Source organism: Proteobacteria bacterium CG1_02_64_396, from assembly GCA_001872725.1.
In the GTDB taxonomy this organism is placed as follows: domain Bacteria; phylum Pseudomonadota; class MNWR01; order CG1-02-64-396; family CG1-02-64-396; genus CG1-02-64-396.
The window spans coordinates 1-19,550 of record MNWR01000009.1; the positions used below are offsets into that span (position 1 = coordinate 1).

The 19,550-nt window shown below is 63.9% G+C and carries 17 protein-coding genes; 13 read left to right on the forward strand and 4 right to left on the reverse strand.

Going from position 1 to position 19,550, the window contains the following annotated elements; translation table 11 throughout:
- Nucleotides 1-134: 134 nt before the first annotated feature.
- Nucleotides 135-449, forward strand: a complete 315-nt coding sequence (locus tag AUJ55_00885) for a hypothetical protein (protein ID OIO61195.1) — start codon at nucleotides 135-137, stop codon at nucleotides 447-449.
- 92 nt (nucleotides 450-541) lie between these two features.
- On the opposite strand, the gene AUJ55_00890 is transcribed toward AUJ55_00885, so the two are convergent.
- Both AUJ55_00890 and AUJ55_00895 read right to left on the reverse strand, forming a co-directional pair.
- Nucleotides 542-976, reverse strand: coding sequence for a hypothetical protein (locus tag AUJ55_00890; GenBank protein ID OIO61196.1), 435 nt, complete (start codon nucleotides 974-976; stop codon nucleotides 542-544).
- Between the two features lie 3 nt (nucleotides 977-979).
- Complete coding sequence (locus AUJ55_00895) at nucleotides 980-1,591, reverse strand: hypothetical protein (protein OIO61197.1); 612 nt, start codon at nucleotides 1,589-1,591, stop codon at nucleotides 980-982.
- Nucleotides 1,592-1,804: 213 nt separating this feature from the next.
- Here AUJ55_00895 and AUJ55_00900 point away from each other — a divergent pair, with 213 nt between their 5' ends.
- From AUJ55_00900 to AUJ55_00915, 4 genes are all read left to right on the forward strand, one after another.
- Complete coding sequence (locus AUJ55_00900; protein ID OIO61215.1) at nucleotides 1,805-2,518, forward strand: DNA alkylation repair protein; 714 nt, start codon at nucleotides 1,805-1,807, stop codon at nucleotides 2,516-2,518.
- Nucleotides 2,519-2,631: 113 nt separating this feature from the next.
- Nucleotides 2,632-3,846, forward strand: a complete 1,215-nt coding sequence (locus tag AUJ55_00905; protein OIO61198.1) for a hypothetical protein — start codon at nucleotides 2,632-2,634, stop codon at nucleotides 3,844-3,846.
- Between the two features lie 125 nt (nucleotides 3,847-3,971).
- Entirely contained in the window at nucleotides 3,972-4,643 is a 672-nt protein-coding gene (locus AUJ55_00910; protein OIO61199.1) for a hypothetical protein, read from the forward strand.
- 883 nt (nucleotides 4,644-5,526) lie between these two features.
- Nucleotides 5,527-9,258: a hypothetical protein gene (locus AUJ55_00915; protein ID OIO61200.1), complete on the forward strand. Its 3,732-nt coding sequence runs from the start codon at nucleotides 5,527-5,529 to the stop codon at nucleotides 9,256-9,258.
- A 931-nt stretch (nucleotides 9,259-10,189) separates the two neighbouring features.
- Here the strand turns inward: AUJ55_00915 and AUJ55_00920 are convergent.
- Nucleotides 10,190-11,833: an isopentenyl-diphosphate delta-isomerase gene (locus tag AUJ55_00920; GenBank protein ID OIO61201.1), complete on the reverse strand. Its 1,644-nt coding sequence runs from the start codon at nucleotides 11,831-11,833 to the stop codon at nucleotides 10,190-10,192.
- A complete protein-coding gene (locus tag AUJ55_00925; protein OIO61216.1) occupies nucleotides 11,830-12,093 on the reverse strand; it encodes a hypothetical protein in 264 nt (87 codons plus the stop codon). The genes AUJ55_00920 and AUJ55_00925 overlap by 4 nt, the downstream gene beginning before the upstream one ends.
- A gap of 148 nt (nucleotides 12,094-12,241) precedes the next feature.
- Here AUJ55_00925 and AUJ55_00930 point away from each other — a divergent pair, with 148 nt between their 5' ends.
- The 8 genes from AUJ55_00930 to AUJ55_00965 all read left to right on the forward strand — a co-directional run bounded on the left by AUJ55_00930 (nucleotide 12,242) and on the right by AUJ55_00965 (nucleotide 18,892).
- Nucleotides 12,242-12,652, forward strand: a complete 411-nt coding sequence (locus AUJ55_00930; protein OIO61202.1) for a very short patch repair endonuclease — start codon at nucleotides 12,242-12,244, stop codon at nucleotides 12,650-12,652.
- On the forward strand, nucleotides 12,630-13,922 hold the full coding sequence (locus AUJ55_00935; GenBank protein OIO61203.1) for a DNA (cytosine-5-)-methyltransferase: 1,293 nt from the start codon (nucleotides 12,630-12,632) through the stop codon (nucleotides 13,920-13,922). The genes AUJ55_00930 and AUJ55_00935 overlap by 23 nt, the downstream gene beginning before the upstream one ends.
- A complete protein-coding gene (locus tag AUJ55_00940) occupies nucleotides 13,912-14,718 on the forward strand; it encodes an endonuclease (GenBank protein OIO61204.1) in 807 nt (268 codons plus the stop codon). Before AUJ55_00935 ends, AUJ55_00940 begins: the two co-directional genes overlap by 11 nt.
- Nucleotides 14,719-14,733: 15 nt before the next feature.
- A complete protein-coding gene (locus AUJ55_00945) occupies nucleotides 14,734-14,916 on the forward strand; it encodes a hypothetical protein (GenBank protein ID OIO61205.1) in 183 nt (60 codons plus the stop codon).
- 15 nt (nucleotides 14,917-14,931) lie between these two features.
- Nucleotides 14,932-15,396 (forward strand): hypothetical protein, encoded by a 465-nt coding sequence (locus tag AUJ55_00950; GenBank protein OIO61206.1) that lies wholly within the window; start codon nucleotides 14,932-14,934, stop codon nucleotides 15,394-15,396.
- A complete protein-coding gene (locus tag AUJ55_00955; GenBank protein OIO61207.1) occupies nucleotides 15,393-17,126 on the forward strand; it encodes a hypothetical protein in 1,734 nt (577 codons plus the stop codon). Before AUJ55_00950 ends, AUJ55_00955 begins: the two co-directional genes overlap by 4 nt.
- Nucleotides 17,127-17,446: 320 nt before the next feature.
- Nucleotides 17,447-17,923, forward strand: a complete 477-nt coding sequence (locus AUJ55_00960) for an adenylate cyclase (GenBank protein OIO61208.1) — start codon at nucleotides 17,447-17,449, stop codon at nucleotides 17,921-17,923.
- Nucleotides 17,924-18,118: 195 nt separating this feature from the next.
- Nucleotides 18,119-18,892: a hypothetical protein gene (locus tag AUJ55_00965; protein ID OIO61209.1), complete on the forward strand. Its 774-nt coding sequence runs from the start codon at nucleotides 18,119-18,121 to the stop codon at nucleotides 18,890-18,892.
- The last annotated feature ends 658 nt before the right edge of the window (nucleotides 18,893-19,550 follow it).

Here is a 19,550-nt window from a genome sequence, read left to right on the forward strand (position 1 = left end):
CGCCCCATCGCCCGCTCCTCCGGGGGGTAGGCGGGGGCAATCGAGCGGTCGAAGCTGGGCAACCGGGTCAGCCGATGCAGCGGAATAAAGACATGCTGCGGCGGCGGTGACGGCTCAACCTGGGGGGGCGCCGGTTGGGGCACAAGCGGCTCGGGCTCAACCTCTACCGGAATCGGCTCAGGGGGAAGCGGCTCGGGCTCGGGTTCATCCAGCGTCGCCGTTTCGGGCAGCGGCGGCGGCGGCGGCGGTGGAGGCGGCTTGGGTTCAGGCGGTTTCGGCTTGGGTTTCGGTTGGAGCGTTGGTGGCTTGGGGAGCGGCGGCGGAGGCTGCTGCACCTGGGGGGTCACCGCTTGCTCGACCACCCGGTCGACCTGCAACACGGGGCGGTCGCTGTTGGTCGCGTTGGAAGAGGTGAACCCCGAAGCCAGCAGCAATCCATGCAGCAGTAGCGAGATCGTGACGGCGGGCCACCAGTGGCGCAGGGAGCGCCGAGGTTGCCGCCAGGGGGCTCCCTCCCCCGTGGTCGGCGTGCCCTGTTCGATCATTGATTTGGCGTTTTGCCTGCGCCACCCGAGCTTTCGGGGACGGTGGCGATGGCCATGCGGTTCAGCCCCACCGATTTGGCGGCGTCCATCAGCCGCACCACGAAGCGGTGGGGGGTCTGGCTGTCGGCCCGGATGATGACCTGATACTCCGGATCGCGCCGGGACTGGTTGAGCAGCCGGTTTTCGAGGTCATCAAAGGGGACGAGTTCGGCGCCAAACCGGTACTCCCCCTCGGCGGTGATGGTCACGGTGATCTCTTTTTTCTCTTGTTCGGCATCCCGATGTTTGGAGCCGGGCAGATCGACCTTCAGGCCGGGAGCCTGGACGAAGGTCGTGGTAATCATGAAAAAGATCAGCAGCAAAAAGACGACGTCGACGAGCGGGGTGACGTCGGGCATCAGTCTCGGTTTGTTTCGGGTGCGAAAGCGCATGGCTTAGCCCCCGCGCTTTTCGCCGAGCAGATCGAGGATGTAGACGGTGTGTCCCTCCATCTCGACCGTGTATTTCTCGACCAACCCCTCGAAATAACGGTGGGCCACCAGGGCCGGAATGGCGATGGTCAGACCGGTGGCGGTGGTAATCAGCGCCTCGGAAATACCGGCCGCGAGCACCGCCGGATCGCCCACCCCCTGCACCGAAATCACGGTGAAGACCTTAATCATGCCGGTGACGGTACCGAGCAGCCCGAGCAGGGGCGACGAGGCGGCGACGGTTCCCAAGGCGTTGAGGTAGCGCTCAAGCCCGGCCGCCTCCCGACGCCCGACCTCCTCCACCGCCTCTTTAATCACCTCGCGGCCATGTCCAGCGTGTTGCAACGCGGTCTCCAACACCCGAAAGATCGGCTCGCTACGTTCGCGGGCGAAGTTACGGGCCGCCGCGACCCCTTGGGCGTCGAGCAGGTTTTCAAGGTTGCTCAGGGCGTCGCTGGGAATCACCTGACCCCGGCGCAGCGACCACCCCCGCTCCAAAATCACGGCCACCGCCACCAAAGAGAACAGCAGCAGCGGCCACATCACCGGGCCACCTTTGACGAATAAATCGATCATGAGCCTTTTCCGCGTTGGTCTTGAGGAAGACCCGTTCCTCCAGTCACTTCTGGGATCGAACCCTAAAAAAGGGGGATCAACAGGGCGACCGGACTGCGACGAACGGACCGAAAACTGGGACGAATGGTGAAAAGCCGTTTCAAACCATATTGCCCCCACCGAGTGGGGGCGCATGATGCCACTACATCCAACCCCCGACAAAAGAGGGAGCGTATCGCAATGACCGCACCAACCCCGCTGGACGACTTGATCTCCCTGGCCGATCCGATTCGGGCTCAGCACTCGGCCCGCTATTTCAAGACCGGGCCAGGACAATACGGGCAGGGGGATCAATTCTTGGGGCTGACCGTCCCCAAGGTGCGGCGGATTGCCAAGCGCTGGCGCGACCTGCCTTTGGCTGAGGTGGAGGATTTGCTGCACTGTCCCTGGCACGAAGCGCGGCTTTTGGCGCTGCTGATCTGGGTGGGGCAGTGCGAGCGGGGCGACGATGCTGTGCGCCGAACGATCTGCGACCGTTATCTGGCCCACACCGCCTTCATCAACAACTGGGACCTGGTCGATACCTCGGCCCCCACCATCGTCGGGGGGTGGTTGTGGCGTCACCCCAACCCTCCCCTGCTCGACCGGCTGGCCGTTTCCGAAAGCCTGTGGGAGCGTCGCATCGCGGTGCTGGCGACCTTCACCTTCATCAAAAACGGTCGCTTTTTAGAAAGCCTGGAATTAGCCGAAGGGCTGCTGGGCGACCGGGAGGACTTGATCCACAAGGCGGTGGGGTGGATGTTGCGAGAGGTCGGCAAGCGGGATTTCGACCTGGCGCTGACCTTCGTCCAACAACACTGCCGCACCATGCCCCGCACCATGCTGCGCTACGCCATCGAGAAATACCCCGAGGGGTTGCGGCAAGATTTGCTCAAAGGGCAGGCGTAACCGCCCCCCCTCCTTTTTGTTCACCCACGCTGGAACCGAGCCGTTCCCTGTGGTCCGATAGACACGGGCATGTTGCCGACCACCGGTAACTTAACCTCGTCAGGGAAGAGACCATGCGCCTACGTCCCAGTCACATCCCCCGCCTGTTGTTGATCAGCTACCTCCTCAAAATCGGGATGGTGGCGCTGCTCGGGTTCGTCGCCCTCTCGGGGTTGATGACGATGCGCGACACCACCCTCGACATCTACCGCCACCCCTTTGCCGTCAGCAACGCTGCCATGGATTTCCAGGTCAACGCCCTCGCCATCCGCAAGAACATGCTCGAACTGGCGATGACGACCGATCAACCCCGAGCAGCGGTCCTCGCCCAAAACATCGAAGATGAAGGCCGTGCGGCAAGCCGACATTTGAGGTTGGTACGTGAGGGATTCTTGGGCGACGTGCGGCAGGTTGATCAAACCGCAGCGCTCATGGCGCAATGGACCGGCCTGCGCGGCACCATTGCCCGACTCGTGCAACATGGAGACAACGACCAGACCCTGCATTTGGCCACGACCGAGGGCAACCGCCTGTTCGCGCAAATCGAGCAACACACCACCTACGTCGTCGACTACGCCCGCCACCGGGCCGAGCGGTACGTCGACGCTGCCGATGTTGCCTTTGCCAAACAGGTGACCTGGCTGTGGTCGCTGGTGGCGCTGGTCATCATGTCGATCATGCTTTCAAGCCTATGGGTGATCGCCAAGGTTTCCCGGTTGCACGAAGAGGTGGAACGCCAGGCCCACCACGACCCCCTGACCGGCGCCGCCAATCGCCGTTTCTTTGTCGAGCTGGCCCAACTGGAACTCGGCCGGGCTCAGCGCGAGGGATGGAGTACCTCGCTGGTGCTGATCGACCTGGACCGTTTCAAAATCATCAACGACGAATACGGCCACCATGCAGGTGACCTCGCTCTGAAGCACTTCACCGAGGTGGCCCGCGAGGTGCTGCGGGACAGCGATGTCCTGGGTCGGATCGGGGGGGACGAGTTTGTGGTGCTGTTGCCGCAGACCCATACGCAAGAGGCGCTGCGCATCGCCGAACGATTGCGTCGGCAGCTCTCCTCCCACCCCCTGATCTTGCCCAGCGGGACCAAAATCCCCCAGACCCTCTCGGTCGGCATCGCCACCGCCTCCCCCGCCCGTCCCAACCTTGAGGCGGTGCTGCGCCGGGCCGACACGGCGCTCTACTGGGCCAAGGAGGATGGGCGCAACAATTGCAAAACCGCCGATTCAGACCTGTTTTCCGATACCGGCACCTTTCAGGCCGATGTGCCCACCCGCGGCTAACCGCCGCCCCTCCCCCTTTTCGGCTATGCTTCAAGCATCTCGCCCAGACGTTCGGGCCTCTACGGGGGGAAATCCCCGCTGCGCAGTACCACCATCGGACGCCGGTTTGGGTCCGAGGAGCCTTTGTGTCTGAGCCCCTGCAGTTCCAGTTCGAAACCCTCACCCTCGGCGGTCACGACTACCAAATCCGCTCCCTGCTCGACCGGCAACAGTATGACGACCCCGACGGGGCGGCGGCCCGCGCCGGAATCAACTCCGCCACCTGGCCCCTGTTCGGCATGGTCTGGCCCGCCTCGAAGGTGCTGGCCGAGACCATGTGCGACTTCCCCATTGCCGGTAAGCGAATTTTAGAGGTTGGCTGCGGCACGGCACTGGCCAGCATCGTTTTGCGCCAGCAGGGCGCCGACATCACCGCCAGCGACCTCCACCCCATGGCCGACCCCTTCTTGGCGGTCAATCTGGCCCTGAACGATCTGGAGCCCATCCCCTTCGATACCGGCAGTTGGAGCGACGGCTCCGAGGCGCTGGGGGAATTCGATCTCATCATCGGCAGCGACCTGCTCTACGAACGGGACCACCCCAGCCAGTTGGCCGACTTCATCGATCGCCACGGCGGATGCGACGCCGAGGTGATCCTGGTCGACCCCAAGCGGGGGCAACAGGGACGCTTCGGCAAGGCAATGGCGGCGTTGGGATTCGAGCAAAGGGCCGACCTACCCACCCCTGCGGTGGAGGGGGAGGCGTTCTTCGGGGGACGGGTGCTGAATTTTGTGCGGGGGCCGACGCAGGAGGGCTAACCCCCGGAAAGGAGGCTGCCGCCCCCCATCGCGCCGAGGGCGGCGCTCCTACCGCTTGACGCGATCGCCCCCCATCGCGCCGGGGGCGGCGCTCCTACCGCTTGATTTGCATGACCTGCATCGCCCGGCAGCACCCGCGCACAAAGCGCCATCACCACGAAATCAACAACCTCGCCCGCAGGTCGGTCCCCCTCACACGCCTTGCCCGCTCATTCTTGAGCCTGTCGAAGGATGCGCCCGGAATGACGCCTGAGGTTGAAGAGGGGCGCGAGGGGCGCATGCCTCTTCATGCGCGGGCAGATGTCCCACAACCGTCGATGGCTGGTTTGAGATCAGAGGATCCCGGGCAGCGCTCACGCACGGTCAGGAAACCCCACGCCCTCCACCCCGTTTTCTGCCCCCGCCAACAGCTTGCGTTTGGCCTGCCGCCCCAATTTTCGATCGCCGCCTCCCGGCGCAGGGCCGAGCCCCGGTCATGGTTCTACTCCTCATCGACCCGCGTCTCGCCCCCCCCGAAGAACTTGGCTCCCTTGCCCGAGCGGTGTTCTCAGCAACCTCCGTGGCCGATTTTGGTAGCCCATCCCTGGGCCGCTCGGAGGCGCCGATTCAATCGGCGCCTCCCTAAGGTCGACGCCCCCCTTCGTCTCCTCCAGGGTTGACTCCAGCGACATACTCCCCACATGAACGCGCAGTCGTCCAAGATCTTCGGCCTGAGGTGTCTTCCGATCCAACCGGAGCATCCCGGTCTGGAGCACCCCGGTCGGGCACACGATTTGCGAGTCGTTCGCAACCGAGACTACACGCAGCATGGACCTCACCAAATTTTGTGTGCCTTTGGAGTCATCGCGACTCCATGCGCGTGACAAAAATGGGAGCTTTTCTCATGCCACCTTCCCAAAATTGGCCTTACATCTCTGGCGACAATACCGCCTCCTTCCCTCCAGCCCGCCCCCCCCGTCCACTCTATTTCGCCTTGCTCTTTCTCGGACTGGCCTGCCTGCCGTTGCTCTTTGGCTCCCTCCTCGTTCGACTTCACGGCCCCCAATTGCAGGCCGCAGCCATCGACGATCTGAGGGCCATCGCCGATCTGAAAGCGGCGCAGATTGAAAGATGGTTGGCCGAACGTCGGGCCGACGCCGAGGTCGTCGCCCACGATGCCGATTTGATCGACCGCATCGCGCAGATGTTGACCTCCGACGCCCCCCTGGCTCGACAAAGGGTTGGCGACCATTTGGCTTGGCTGCAACACGCTTATGGGTACAACGCCATCCTGCTGCTCGACGCGACGGGGCAGGTGGTGATGCAACGACGGCGTGGGCGGGACGAGCAGGAGATGATCGATCCCGATCTCCTCGCACTGGCGTGGCGAACCGGAACCATCCAACGCAGCGACATCTACCACGATCCGGTCGGCGAACAACGTCTCGATTGGGTCATCCCCCTGTTGTCGCGCCATGAGGGGGTAAGCCGACCGCTTGCCGCCATCGTGCTGCACACCCCCCCCGCCGACTTTCTGTTCCCCTTGATTCAAACCTGGCCCACCCCGAGCTCCAGCGCCGAAACGGTGCTGATGCGTCGCGACGGCGAGGATGTGATCTACCTCAACGAGCTGCGCCACCGTCACGACCGGGATGCAAGGCTGCACCTACCCCTGAAACAGGCCGAACTGGCCTCCGCCGCCTTACGGGACAACCGCCCCCGAACGCTGGCAGGCAGGGACTACAGGGGCGTCGAGGTGTTGGCCGCCTTCCATTCGATTCAGGGAACCCCCTGGTTATTGGAAGCGAAGATCGACCGCGCCGAAGTGTTGGTTCCACTCGACGATTTGACCTCCTGGGCTGTAGGGGTCGCCATGGCCGCCGCTTTGGGGTTGGCGATTGCGGCGGTGATGCTGTGGCGGCAGCAACAGCGGGCTGCCGATTGGGCTCATCGCGCCCAGCTCTCGGAGCGAGACCATCTTCTAACGCTCTTCTACGACCTTCCCCTCATCGGAATGGCCATCGCCCCGGTCGACAGTAAACGCTGGCTGCACGTCAACGACCGTCTGTGTCAAATGCTCGGCTACACCGCCGAGGAGCTGACGGCACTGACCTGGGACGAGCTGACCCACCCCGACGATCTGGGCAAAAACCTCGAACTCTTCCAGCAGGCTCTGCGTGGGGAGATCGACAGTTACAGCATGGACAAACGTTATCTGCGCAAGAACGGCAGCACGGTCTACACCGAGCTGCATGTCCAACTGGTCCGCAACTCCGACCACTCTCCAAAATTCTTTGTCGCCACGGTTCAAGACATCACCTCCCGCAAGCAAGCAGAGGCGCGACTTGAGGCGCTCAACCGGCTCTACGCCACACTGAGCGCCACCAACAAGGCGCTGGTTCACCACCGCGATTTGAAAAGTGTGTTCGACGAAATATGCCGGGTAGCGGTCGACGTAGGGGGGTTCGGGTTGGCCTGGATCGGCCGCGTCGACGAAGAGGGCAAAAGCATCGAGGCGATCGCCCGGGCAGGGGAGCGCGAGGATTACCTGCAGTCGATACACATCGTTTTGGACGATCCGATTTTCGGGCAGGGCCCCACCGGCAGGGCGGCCCGTCGCGGCTTGTTCGTGCTGTGCAACGACATCGCCACCGAGCCCCGCATGGACCCCTGGCGTGAGCAATTGCAGCGGCACGGGCTGGCCTCCACGGCCGCCTTTCCGATCGTTGTCGATGAAAAAACCTGGGGGGTCTTGAGCCTCTATTCCCAACAAACCTGCTTCTTCGACGACGAAGAGGTCAACCTGCTCGACGAGATGGCCGAGGACATCGGACTGGCCATCGAGTTGGAACAACTGGAGCAAAAACGGCTCGCCGCCGAGTCGGAACTCCGGGCGAGGGAGGCCCTTTTTCACACCCTGGCCCGGATGGCCCCGGTCGGCATCACCCGTTACAACGCCAATGGCATGCGGATCTACGGCAACGAACGGTGGAGCCAAATCACCGGCATGGAGAGGACCCGAGCCCTCGGCGATCAATGGCTGGCCTGCATCCACACCACCGACCGTCCCCGGGTCCGCGAGGCTTGGCAGGAAATCGTGGCCCAGGGCGAGGGGTTTATCGGGGAATATCGGGTGCGTCGCCCCGACGGCACCATCGTGTGGGTCTACGACCAAACCGCTGCCGAACGGGACAACGCGGGCGCCATCAGCGGCTTCGTCGGCACCTTGACCGACATCTCCGCCTTGAAGGAGGGTCAGGCGCAACTCAATCGCCTGACCTACCACGACACCCTGACCGGTCTGCCCAATCGCGACCTGTTCCAATCAAGGCTCGAACACGCCGTATTGCAGGCCCAACCCCAGGGGGACACGGTGGCGGTCCTCCTCATCGACCTTGATCATTTCAAGCAGATCAACGACGGCTTGGGGCACCCGGCGGGCGATCTGCTCCTCAAGCAGGTGGCCGAACGGATGCGGCGGCGGTTGCACCCCGAGGACACCCTGGCTCGGCTCGGCGGGGATGAGTTCGCGGTGCTGATCGAGCATCTCGACCACGTCGAGGAGGGTGGGCGGATCGCCCAGGGGTTGATCGAGGTGATCGACCCCCCCTTCGTGTTGGAGGGGGGGCACGAGGTGTTCGTCACCGCCAGCGTCGGCATCAGCCTTTTCCCCAACCACGGCAGCACCGCCCATACTTTGATGCAGTTTGCCGACACCGCCATGTATCAAGCCAAAAATCACGGCCGCCATAGTTTCCGCTATTACACCGACGCCCTGACTCAAACGGCGATGCGCCGTCTTTCGTTGGAAAACAAACTGCGCCGAGCGCTCGAAAAAGAGGCATTCGAGGTCTACTACCAGCCGCAAATCGACCTGAAATCGGGTCGGATCGTGGGGGCTGAAGCGCTGCTGCGCTGGACATGTGAAGGCAGCCCGATCCCCCCCAGCCGTTTCATCCCCATCGCCGAGGAGACCGGCTTGATCAATCCGTTGGGGGAGTGGGTACTGCGCAACGTCTGCCGTCAGGGGCAAATCTGGCGAAGCGAGGGGCTTGAGCCCATCCTTTTGGCGGTCAACCTTTCCCCTCGACAATTCACCCAAAGCGACCTGTTCGAACGGGTCGAAGCGATCCTGGCCGAAAGCGGTTTGCCCCCCCATTGGCTCGAAATCGAATTGACCGAAAGCGCTTTGATGAGTGAAGGGGGCAACCCGGCCCACCTGTTGGACCGCCTGAAATCGCTGGGGCTGCATCTATCCCTGGACGACTTCGGCACCGGCTATTCCTCGCTGTCGTACCTGCGCCGCTTTCCCCTGGACAGCATCAAGATCGACCGTAGTTTGGTACGCGACATCCCCCATCATGCCGACGATCTTGAGATCGTCAGCGCCATCATCGGGCTGGCCCATAACCTGGGATTGACGGTGGTGGGGGAGGGCATCGAAACCCGGGAACAACTAGAAACCTTGCGCGGCAAAGGTTGCGACCGTTGCCAAGGGTACCTCTTCAGCAAAGCAGTCCCGGCGCAAGAATTTGCAGCGCTGTTGCGCGAACCGGCGCGCTATGGCCTCACATCAGCTTCAGCCACACCCGCAGCAGACCGCCCTCAACGATCACCTCATTCACGGTCGCCTTAATCTGTGTAGATCGGGTTGGCTGGCCAGCCAGTCGGTGTGCAGCGCCCTCGCTACGTAGCGAGCCGTTTTGCTGCACAAGGGGTTTAAGGAAGCGCTGATTTATTCGCGCTTCCGAGCGCCCCAGGGATGGGTCGCCAAAATAGCGCTGTCGTAGGAGGCGACCAAAGTCGCCGAAGCTCTGCTTTTGGTTTTTGCGTAGCGTGCCGATTCAAGGCAGGCGGCCTTTAATCAGCGTTTCTTTAAGGTGGACGCACCGCAGAGCCTCTCCCCTGTGGGCACTCATGCGGGCGGAGGGTGGCGTGGCGGGGTTGCCTCTTCAGTTCGGGGACAGCAGCCACACAGGTGACCACAAAAACACCCCTCGAACCGCGTCATTCCGGGGCGTGCAGGGAACCCTGAATCCACCCCAACCCCCATCCTCACCATGGATCGAACCGGTTGTGCCAACGGGTGAATCCGGGGTGCGCTGTGCTCATCTGAGCCTGTCGAGGGGTCCATGAGGGGGCGAGGGGGGAACCCATGATGCTTCATCGCGCCGAGGGCGGCGCTCCTACCGCTTGACGCGATCGCCCCCATCGCGCCGAGGGCGGCGCTCCTACCGCTTGACGCTGCCGCCCCCTATCGCGCCGAGGGCGGCGCTCCTACCGCTTGACGCTGCCGCCCCCCATCGCGCCGAGGACGGCGCTCCTACCGCTTGACGCGATCGCCCCCCATCGCGCCGAGGGCGGCGCTCCTACCGCTTGACGCGATCGCCCCCCATCGCGCCGAGGGCGGCGCTCCTACCGCTTGACGCGATCGCCCCCATCGCGCCGGGGGCGGCGCTCCTACCGCTTGACGCTGCCGCCCCCATCGCGCCGAGGGCGGCGCTCCTACCGCTTGACGCTGCCGCCCCCTATCGCGCCGAGGGCGGCGCTCCTGCCGCCCCAACAACCTACCCCCGCACCCGCGCCAGCGCCGCCATCACCTCCAACAACCGGGGCATCGCCACATCCCCGTCGGGCCGCTCACTCAACCCCGCCACCCCTTGAGCCAGCACCTGCGCCACCGCCGCCACCGGGTTTTCAATCACCGTCCCCCCCTGCCCCAACCGGGCCAGAATCTGACCGATCCCCCGCACCTGGCTGGAATCGGCGATCTGCTCCACCGCCCGTAGGTCGATGTCGCTCCGCCCCAGCACCAAACCCTCGCACCCCTTGGCCTGGATCTTTATGCGTCCCGGCTTGGTTTCGGCGTTCAAGCGGCGGGGATCGAGGGGGACCGACACGAACATGGGCAAAGGACCGCCCCCTTCGGGCAAACGGCGGGAGGGGTGGGTCGCCGCCGCTTGCCACGCCTGGTCGGTCACCTCTTCCGGCACCCCCGCGTTCATTCGAATCACGGTGTCGGCCACCTCGAAGTAATCGCCGCTGCCCCCCATCGCCAACACCACGTCGACCCCCGCTTCATTGCGCAGTTGGGCGATGCGGTCGATCAACGGGGTGATCGGCTCGCCCGCCTTGGCCACCAAGGTCTGCATCCGCTCGTCTCGAATCATGAAGTTGGTCGCCGAGGTGTCCTCGTCGACCAGCAAAACGCTCGCCCCCGCCGCCAACCCCTCGACGATGGCCGCCGCCTGGCTGGTCGATCCAGAGGCCAGATCGGTGGTGAAGCGGCGGGTGTCGCTGCCGAAGGGGAGCGCTCCGATGAAGGGGGAGAGATCGACCCCGGTCACCGCCCGCCCATCCTCGGCCCGCACCTTGAGGGCGGTGGGGTCGCTGACCACAAGCTGCCGCCCGTCGCCGGGGATGTGGTCGTAGACCCCTTGGGCGATGGCGGCCAGCAGGGTCGATTTGCCGTGAAAGCCCCCCCCGACGATCAGGGTAACCCCCTTGGGGATCCCCATCCCGACCACCACCCCGGCATGGGGGGCGGTCAGGGTCACCTTGAGGGATTCGGGGATGTGCAGAGGCAAGGCGTTCACGGCGGGGCGGTCGTCGACACCGCTGCGTCGCGGCAGCACCGACCCCTCGGCCAAAAAGGCGACCAGCCCGTGGGCGCCCAGTTGACTGCGCAGGGCGGCTTGATCCTCCACCGCGTCGCAGTGGCTTTGCAGCCCCTCGGCGTCGATGTTTTCACCCAACATCGCCGCCAGCGTCTCGGGCAGGGTTTGCCCCAGCAACACCGCCGCTTTGTGGCCCAGAATCCGCCGTCCGGCGGCGGGCAGATGGGCGGTCAGCCGCAGCTCGATGCCGACCTCGTCGAAGAGGCAGGCGGAGCGCTCCAGAACCGTCTGCCCCCCTGCGTCGATGTGCAGATCCCGGCAACCGTGGGCGGCGCGGGCGAAGGCGCGGGCGATGAAGTCTCGGGCGGCGCGCTGCCGTTCGGCATTGCGGCGGGCGTGGTCGGGGATGCCGGTCGCCCCCCAGGGGATCAGCACCCGCAGGCGCGACGGGGGGGCGAAGGGGTCGGCCTGGATGTGGTCGATCAGCAGGGAGGCGTCGGGCCAGCCGAGCAGGTCGTGCCGCCCTTTGAGCGACTTGTAGGCGCCAAAGGATTGTCCATCCAGGCGGCGGCAGCGCTCGACGATCCCCTTCACAGCGTGATCGCCCCCTTGATGGTCGAGACCATCTCGTAATAGCGGATGACCTCGTCGGTGGAATGGACGGTGAACCGCGCCGTCAACCCCACATATTTACCGCCGCTGGAGTGGCGGTGCTTGAGTTCGTGGCCGCTGAAGATCTTCTCGACCAAGGGGACTTGATCGGCGGGGACGACAAACTTGAAGGTGTAGGGCTCGGGCCAGGTGTGGTGGTCGTCGAGCTTTTCACGCAGGGAATGGAATTCGGGGAAGGACATGGGGGCCTCGGGGGTTGGGGCTTGAAGAGGGGGAAAGGATAACAGGGGATTGATCGGGAAGGGTGGCGCGACGAGACGATGGCGGACACCATTGCCCGACTGGACGGTCGTCCATCCGCCAATCGAAACGATCCGGTTGCCCATCCCCATGGACCGATTGACCCCCGAACGCCGACACCGGTTGATGAGCCGGGTCCGCTCGAAAGACACCCAACCCGAAACGATCATACGGCGCATGGTCTTCGGAATGGGGTACCGGTACCGTTTGCACGACAAACGGTTTCCCGGCAAGCCGGATTTGGTCTTCATCGGCCGAAAAAAAGCGATTTTCGTCAACGGCTGCTTCTGGCACGGCCACATCGGTTGCCGTTACGCCCGAACGCCCAAATCCAACGTGTCGTTCTGGAAAGAAAAAATCGAACGCAACCGCGAACGCGACCGGTTCAACCTGAAACGGCTGGAAGCTTTGGGATGGAAGGTTCTGGTCGTCTGGCAATGCGAACTCAAAGATAAAGAAGCGCTCGCAGGTACCCTGTATGAATTCCTCGAACACGCCTAATCGCCGCCCCATCGGCATCGATCTTTTCTCGGGCGCCGGGGGGCTTTCGCTCGGCTTCGAACAAGCCGGTTTCGATATCGCGGCCGCCGTCGAAATCGATCCCATCCATTGCGCGACCCACGAATACAACTTCCCGGACTCGACCGCCATCTGCGCCAGCGTCGTCGATCTCGACGGCGACGAAATCCGCCGCCGCGCGCGACTCGGTTCGCAAGACATCGACGTCGTGTTCGGCGGAGCCCCTTGTCAGGGATTTTCGCTCATCGGCAAACGGGCTCTCGACGATCCGAGGAACGAACTGGTTTTCCATTACGTGCGGTTGATCGGAGCGTTGCGACCCAGGTATTTCGTCTTCGAGAACGTCAAGGGACTGACGCTCGGAAAACACGCGCGGTTTTTGGAGGAGTTCGTCTCGGCCCTGCGCGATCTCGGTTACGACGTTTTGCAACCCCATCGCGTATTGAATGCGGCCGATTATGGCGTCCCCCAGGATCGCCAAAGGCTGTTCGTCGTCGGTGCCCGAAAAGGGTTGCCGCTTCCCGCCTACCCCGCATCCGTCGAACGTCGAACGACCGTTTGGGAGGCCATCGGAGATTTGCCCAACGCCGACGACTTCGACGAATTGAATGCCCGCGATTCGGTGCGTACACGCTGGACGACCCAAGCGCACTATGCCCGTATGCTGAGAACGCTCGAACCCGATCCCGCCGATTTCGGCTATCGTCGGGAATTCGACCCGGACCTGCTCACCTCCAGCCTTCGCACCGAACACACCGACGTTTCGAAACGACGTTTCGCCGAGACGGAGCACGGGAAGACGGAACCCGTCAGCCGTTTTCGAAAGCTCCCCCCGGAAGGGCTGTGCAACACGTTGCGCGCCGGTACGGACAGCGCTCGGGGCGCCTTCACGTCGCCCCGTCCCATCCATCCCCATCTGCCGCGCGTCATCACCGTTCGCGAAGCGGCCCGGCTGCATTCCTACCCCGATTGGTTTCGGTTCCATGCCACCAAATGGCACGGTTTCCGCCAAATCGGCAATAGCGTTCCCCCTCTATTGGGACGAGCCGTCGCCTCGAAAATCGTCGAAACGCTCGATATCGTTCCCATCAAACCGGAGAAAATCTTACGCCCCGGAAAAATCGACCTGCTTCGGTTCGAAATGGGGCAAGCCGCAAAATATTTCGACGTTCCTCGCAACACGATCGCCCAACGCAATCGACGGACCCCAGATGCCCAGCCCGAACTATGGAAGGACAGCCATGCCGGATAAAACCAAGAAAAAGAACAAATACGAATCGGTCATTCTGGGGATTTTTTCGAAGTATCACCGCGCGGGAGCGACCGAATTCGAGTTTTCCCGTGACGATTTCGAGGAGATCGGGCGCCCCCTTGGGCTTTGGCCGATCAAGAACATCGGCGATGTCGTTTATTCGTTCCGCTACCGCAACGAATTGCCCGACGAAATACGTCGCACGGCCACGGAAGGGAAGGAATGGATCATCGTAGGCGCGGGCCATGCCCGATACCGCTTCAAACAGGTGCGTCTCAATAGGATCCTGCCCCGCGAAGAGCTGATGGCCGTCAAAGTCCCCGACGCCACGCCCGAAATCATCAGCGCGTATGCATTGAGCGACGAACAGGCGTTGTTGGCCAAGGTCCGTTACAACCGTTTGGTGGACGTTTTCCTGGGGATCGCGGCCTTTTCCCTCCAGAACCACTTGAGAACGACCGTCAAGGAGGTCGGGCAAATCGAGATCGACGAGATTTACGTCGGCATCGACCGTTCCGGCCGTCAGTTCGTCGTACCGGTTCAAGCCAAAGGGGGCAACGACAAACACGGCGTCGTCCAAACCCAGCAAGACATCCTTTGTTGCAACGAGAAATTTCCCCACCTCGTCTGCCGCGCCGTTTCGGCCCAATTCATGACCGAGGACCGGATCGCCATGTTCGAACTGACGGTCGACGACGACGAAATCAAAATCGTCGACGAACGGCATTACCGGTTGGTCCCCGCCAACGAAATCACGGCGGAAGATCTACGCCGGTATTCCATGCGCACCTCGTAAGGGAGCGATCTCGCCATGGTTCGTACCCCGCCCCCAACCTCGCGTGGCCGCGCGCCGGAGCACCAAAACATCGCCGATCGATGGGCGCGGGAGATCGAACAAAGAGTTGCAGCCTACAAAAACGGCGAACTCGCAACGATTCCAGCCGAGGAGGTTTTTGCCGAAGCAAAAGCAGAGACCGGCTTTCTCGACGATTGACCTCGCGAATACCCCATGCCTTTTCCCCACCTCACCCCCACCGCCATCAACCGCGTCGCCGAGCTCGCCTTCAGCTACAAGCGCTGGACCGGCCGCGACCTCCTCCCCCCCGAACTTCAAGGGCAAGCGCTGGCCGAAGCGGCCTGGAGCGCCCCCTTTGCCCTGCTCGCCCACGGGGTGCAAGCCGATCCGATCCTCGATTACGGCAACGCCCAGGCGCTGGCTTTGTGGGAAACCGACTGGACCGGACTGACCGCCACCCCCTCGCGCCAAACCGCCGAGCCCGACCTGCAAGAGGCGCGAGCCCGCTTCATGCGGCAGGTGACCGATTTTGGCTTTGCCGACGATTACTCGGGGATTCGGCTTTCGACCCAAGGACGTCGCTTCGTTATCGAGGGGGTGACGGTGTGGAACGTGGTCGATGCCGGTGGAAGGTACCTGGGGCAGGCGGCGCGGATTCCCCGCTGGAGGATGTTGTGAGGGGGGCCGGGTTTTTGATCGCGAAGCGGCGGCTGGTGGCTGCGCTGTGTTTATCGACCCTACTCGTTCTGCTGGCCGCCTGCGCCCCGCCGCCACCCGCGACCCCCAACACAACATCCCCCGCCATCCTTACCCTGCTGCACACCAACGATCTGCACGCCCACCTCCAGCCCGAAAAGGTCTGGGGGGAGCCGGAGCAGGGGGGGATGGCGCGGCTCAAAACCCTGATCGACCGGGCCCGCGCCACTCAGGCCCCGGTGTTGCTGGTCGACAGCGGCGACGCCTCGGTTGGCACCCTGTTCGAGCAGGTTTGGCAAGGCTCGGCCCCGGTCATGGCTTTCAACCGGCTTGGGCTCGACGCCGCCACCCTGGGCAACCACGAATTCGACCACGGCCCCGCCTACCTGGGCCGTTTGCTGCGCGGCGGCGCCATCCAACACCAGGGGCAAACCCTCGAAACCGAGCCCCCTCGCTATCCACTGGTGGTCACCAACCTCGATGTCTCGGCCGAACCGGCCCTCACCGGACTGATCCGCCCCTCGGTGGTGGTCGAAAAAGGGGGGCTCAAGATCGGCATTCTCGGGGCGATCACCCCTGAGGTTGCCGTGATCTCCCGCCCCGGCGACCGGGTGCGGCTGCTCGATGCGCCCACTGCCCTCAACGCCGAGGCGCAGCGGCTGACCGCCCTGGGAATCGACCACATCGTGCTGCTCTCCCACATGGGCTACGGAATCGACACGGTGCTGGCCCCGCAACTGCACGCCATCGACGTGATCGTTTCGGGTCACGACCACGCGGTGCTGGGCGATCCGGCGGCGCTCACGCGGGAAGGGGCGGTGCATCAGGCCAAGGCGGTGCGCGGCCCCTTCCCCACCTTGGCCCACAACCGCGACGGCGATCCGGTGCTGATCGTCAGCGCCGGGCAGTGGGGGCGCTGGCTGGGCCGATTGACGGTCGCCTTTGATGAGGCTGGGCACGTGATTCCAGCGGCCAGCAACGGGTCGATGCGGATGGTGCGCGGCTGCCAAAACCACGATTGCACCCTGGCGGTGGACGAAGCGCCCGACATGGCGGACTGGCTGACAACGATGGCGGCCCCGTTGGCGCGTTACGCAACCCAGACGGTGGCCCATCTCGACACCGATCTGCCGCTGCCTACCCGCTTGCCCGACGGCGAGGTCGAACTGGGACGGATGGTGGCCGAGGGGATACTCGCTGCGGTGCGCGACAGCGACGCGGCGGTGGCGGCGCTGATCAACGGCGGGGGGATTCGGGCGGGGCTGGCGGGGGGCGCTGTCAGCTACGCCCAGGCGCTGGCGGTGCTGCCCTTCGACAACACCATCGCAACGGTGACGGTCGATGGCGACACCTTGATCGCCGCCCTCGACCACGGTTTGAGCCTGGCAGGGGGAAAAATCCGGGGCGCCTTCCCTCAGGTGGCGGGGATGCAGGTGACCTATTGCGCCACCACCCCCTGCCCCGCCGCCCTGCATCCCGGCGGGGTGGTGACCCGACTGACGGTGGCGGGGGCTGCGGTCGATCTGGCCCAGAGCTACCGCATTGCGGTCAACGATTACCTGGCCGGCGGGGGGGATGGCTACGCCATGCTCAAGCAGGCCACGGGGTACCGGCGCGACAGCAACATCCCGGTGTTGGAGGCCTTCATTGTTCGGTTGCAGAGGCCGGTGGGGGTGGCGGGGGACGAAACGGGAATGGCGCCGGAGCGGTGAGGTCGGGCCTCAAGGCACATCCTGCGACACGCCGGGATGAGCACGCTGGGTTTGAGGAACGATCCACCAGAACCGCCCGTTCCGAGCCTGTGCCGATCCGCCGTCGACCTCCGGCGTTGCGCTACGTAAGCGGGGGTTGATGGCTGCGGCGACGAATGCAGGGGGCTAAGGAAACGCTGATTGATTCAGCGCTTCCGAGCGGCCCAGGGATGGGCTGCCACAGTGGTGCGCTGTCGTAGGAGGCGACCTAAGTCGCCGACGCTTTTGGTTTTTGCGTAGCGTACTGATTCAAGGCTCCTCCCCAATCGAAGAGGCAAACGATGGGCATCGAGATCGAACGCAAATTTCTGGTGCGGGGCGAAGGGTGGAAATCCCAGGGGGATGGGGGAACCCGGTACCGCCAAGGCTACCTGAGCGTCACCCCCGAACGGACCGTGCGGGTACGGCTGGCGGGCAACCGGGGCTTTTTGACCATCAAAGGCAAGCCGGTCGGGACGGCGCGGGCCGAGTTTGAGTACGAAATCCCCGCCGCCGACGCCCTGACGATGCTCGACACCCTGTGCCCGCCGGGGCAGATCGACAAGATTCGCCACCGGGTGGTGGTGGGAGGGCATGTTTGGGAGGTCGACGAGTTTCTGGGCGACAACGCCGGATTGGTGGTGGCCGAGATCGAACTGAGCGCCGAGGGTGAAGCGTTCGAAATGCCCGACTGGGCCGGGGAAGAGGTCAGCGGGGATGTCCGCTACACCAATGCCCGGTTGAGTCAGGCCCCTTTTGCATCGTGGGACAAGCCTTAAGGAAGCGCTGATTTATTCGCGCTTCCGAGCGACCCAGGGATGGGTCGCCAAAATAGCGCGGTCGTAGGAGGCGACCCCGTCGCCGAAGCTCGGCTGGTTTAATCGGCGCTTCCTTGAATCGGTTTGTGTTGTTGTCTTCCTTGGCGGCTTCGCGGCTTCGTGTGCAACCGCTTTTGACCTTCTCCAGGAGCCCCCATGTCCCAGCCGCTGCCGGTCCTGTTTCTCTCCCACGGCTCCCCCATGGTCGCCCTCGATCCAACCGGGGGTGGGTTCAAACAGTGGGGGCGGGTTCTGCCTCGGCCCGAGGCGATCCTGGCGATTTCGGCCCACTGGGAGCGCACCCCTCCGACCCTGGGGATCGACCATACCGGGCCGCTGATCTACGACTTCGGTAGCTTCCCGCCTGAGCTTTATCAAGTGACCTACCCCGCCCCCCCCGCCCCCCGACTGCGCATGCGGGTCATGGAGCTGCTCGCCCCGTTGGGCGAGGTGGGGCAAGAGCCGGGGCGGGGTTGGGATCACGGGGTTTGGACGCCGCTGGTTCACCTCTTCCCCCAGGCCGACATCCCGCTGGTGCAGCTCTCACTCCCCTCGCGTTGGGGTGGCGAGCAGCTGATCGAGCTGGGCCGCGCCTTGGCACCGCTTCGCCACGAGGGGGTGCTGATCGCGGCCTCGGGGGTGCTGGTGCATAACTTAAGGGCGATCAAGTGGAGGGGCGGCGAGCCCGAGGGTTGGGCGAGTAACTTCGACCAGTGGGTGGTCGACCGGCTGGCCGCCTGGGATCTGCCTGCCCTGGCCTCGGCCCACCACCTCGCCCCCGGTTTTAAAGAATCGCACCCCACCGACGAGCACTACCTCCCCCTACTGGTGGCGGTCGGGGCGGCCGACGCCGGACCCCACGCGGTCAGCTACCCGATCAGCGGGTTTCAATACGGGAATTTGAGCAACCGTAGCGTGCAGTTGGGGTGAAAGGGCGAGCGGTTTTGGTGGTTTTGGTGGGAGCGGACTTCTGTCCGCGAATGGAGCGGCAACACCGCTCCAAAGAGCAAAACCAAATACCGTTGCCCCAACCGACGCCCAACCGAAACACCCCAGCTTCGCTTCGGCCACAGAAGTGGCCTCCCACAGGTGAGATGACGGTCGGGGTTTGGGGTGGGTTTTGGTGGTTTTGGTGGGAGCGGACTTCTGTCCGCGAATGAAGCGGCAACACCGCTCCAAAGAGCAAAACCAAATACCGTTGCCCCAACTTGTGGCCCGACCGAAACACCCCTGCTCCGCTTCGGCCACAGAAGTGGCCTCCCACAGGTGAGGATGACGGTCGGGGTTTGGGGTGGGGTTTGGGGTGGGGTTTGGTGGGAGCGGACTTCTGTCCGCGAATGGAGCGGCAACACCAGTCCAAAGAGCAAAACCAAATACCGTCGCCCCAACTTGTGGCCCAACCGAGACACCCCCGCTTCGCTTCGGCCACAGAAGTGGCCTCCCACAGGTGAGATGACGGTCGGGGTTTGGGGTGGGTTTTGGTGGTTTTGGTGGGAGTGGACTTCTGTCCGCGAATGGAGCGGCAACGCCCCTCCAAAGAGCAAAACCAAATACCGTTGCCCCAACCGACGCCCAACCGAGACACCCC

What these genes read in the sequence shown, in the direction of transcription:
- AUJ55_00890 (OIO61196.1), bottom strand. Translation starts at nt 976, where the DNA reads ATGCGCTTTCGCACCCGAAACAAACCGAGACTGATGCCCGACGTCACC.
- AUJ55_00925 (OIO61216.1), bottom strand. Translation starts at nt 12,093, where the DNA reads ATGTCCTTCCCCGAATTCCATTCCCTGCGTGAAAAGCTCGACGACCAC.
- AUJ55_00935 (OIO61203.1), top strand. Translation starts at nt 12,630, where the DNA reads ATGAATTCCTCGAACACGCCTAATCGCCGCCCCATCGGCATCGATCTT.
- AUJ55_00895 (OIO61197.1), bottom strand. Translation starts at nt 1,591, where the DNA reads ATGATCGATTTATTCGTCAAAGGTGGCCCGGTGATGTGGCCGCTGCTG.
- AUJ55_00915 (OIO61200.1), top strand. Translation starts at nt 5,527, where the DNA reads ATGCCACCTTCCCAAAATTGGCCTTACATCTCTGGCGACAATACCGCC.
- AUJ55_00940 (OIO61204.1), top strand. Translation starts at nt 13,912, where the DNA reads ATGCCGGATAAAACCAAGAAAAAGAACAAATACGAATCGGTCATTCTG.
- AUJ55_00905 (OIO61198.1), top strand. Translation starts at nt 2,632, where the DNA reads ATGCGCCTACGTCCCAGTCACATCCCCCGCCTGTTGTTGATCAGCTAC.
- AUJ55_00960 (OIO61208.1), top strand. Translation starts at nt 17,447, where the DNA reads ATGGGCATCGAGATCGAACGCAAATTTCTGGTGCGGGGCGAAGGGTGG.
- AUJ55_00950 (OIO61206.1), top strand. Translation starts at nt 14,932, where the DNA reads ATGCCTTTTCCCCACCTCACCCCCACCGCCATCAACCGCGTCGCCGAG.
- AUJ55_00965 (OIO61209.1), top strand. Translation starts at nt 18,119, where the DNA reads ATGTCCCAGCCGCTGCCGGTCCTGTTTCTCTCCCACGGCTCCCCCATG.
- AUJ55_00945 (OIO61205.1), top strand. Translation starts at nt 14,734, where the DNA reads ATGGTTCGTACCCCGCCCCCAACCTCGCGTGGCCGCGCGCCGGAGCAC.
- AUJ55_00930 (OIO61202.1), top strand. Translation starts at nt 12,242, where the DNA reads ATGGACCGATTGACCCCCGAACGCCGACACCGGTTGATGAGCCGGGTC.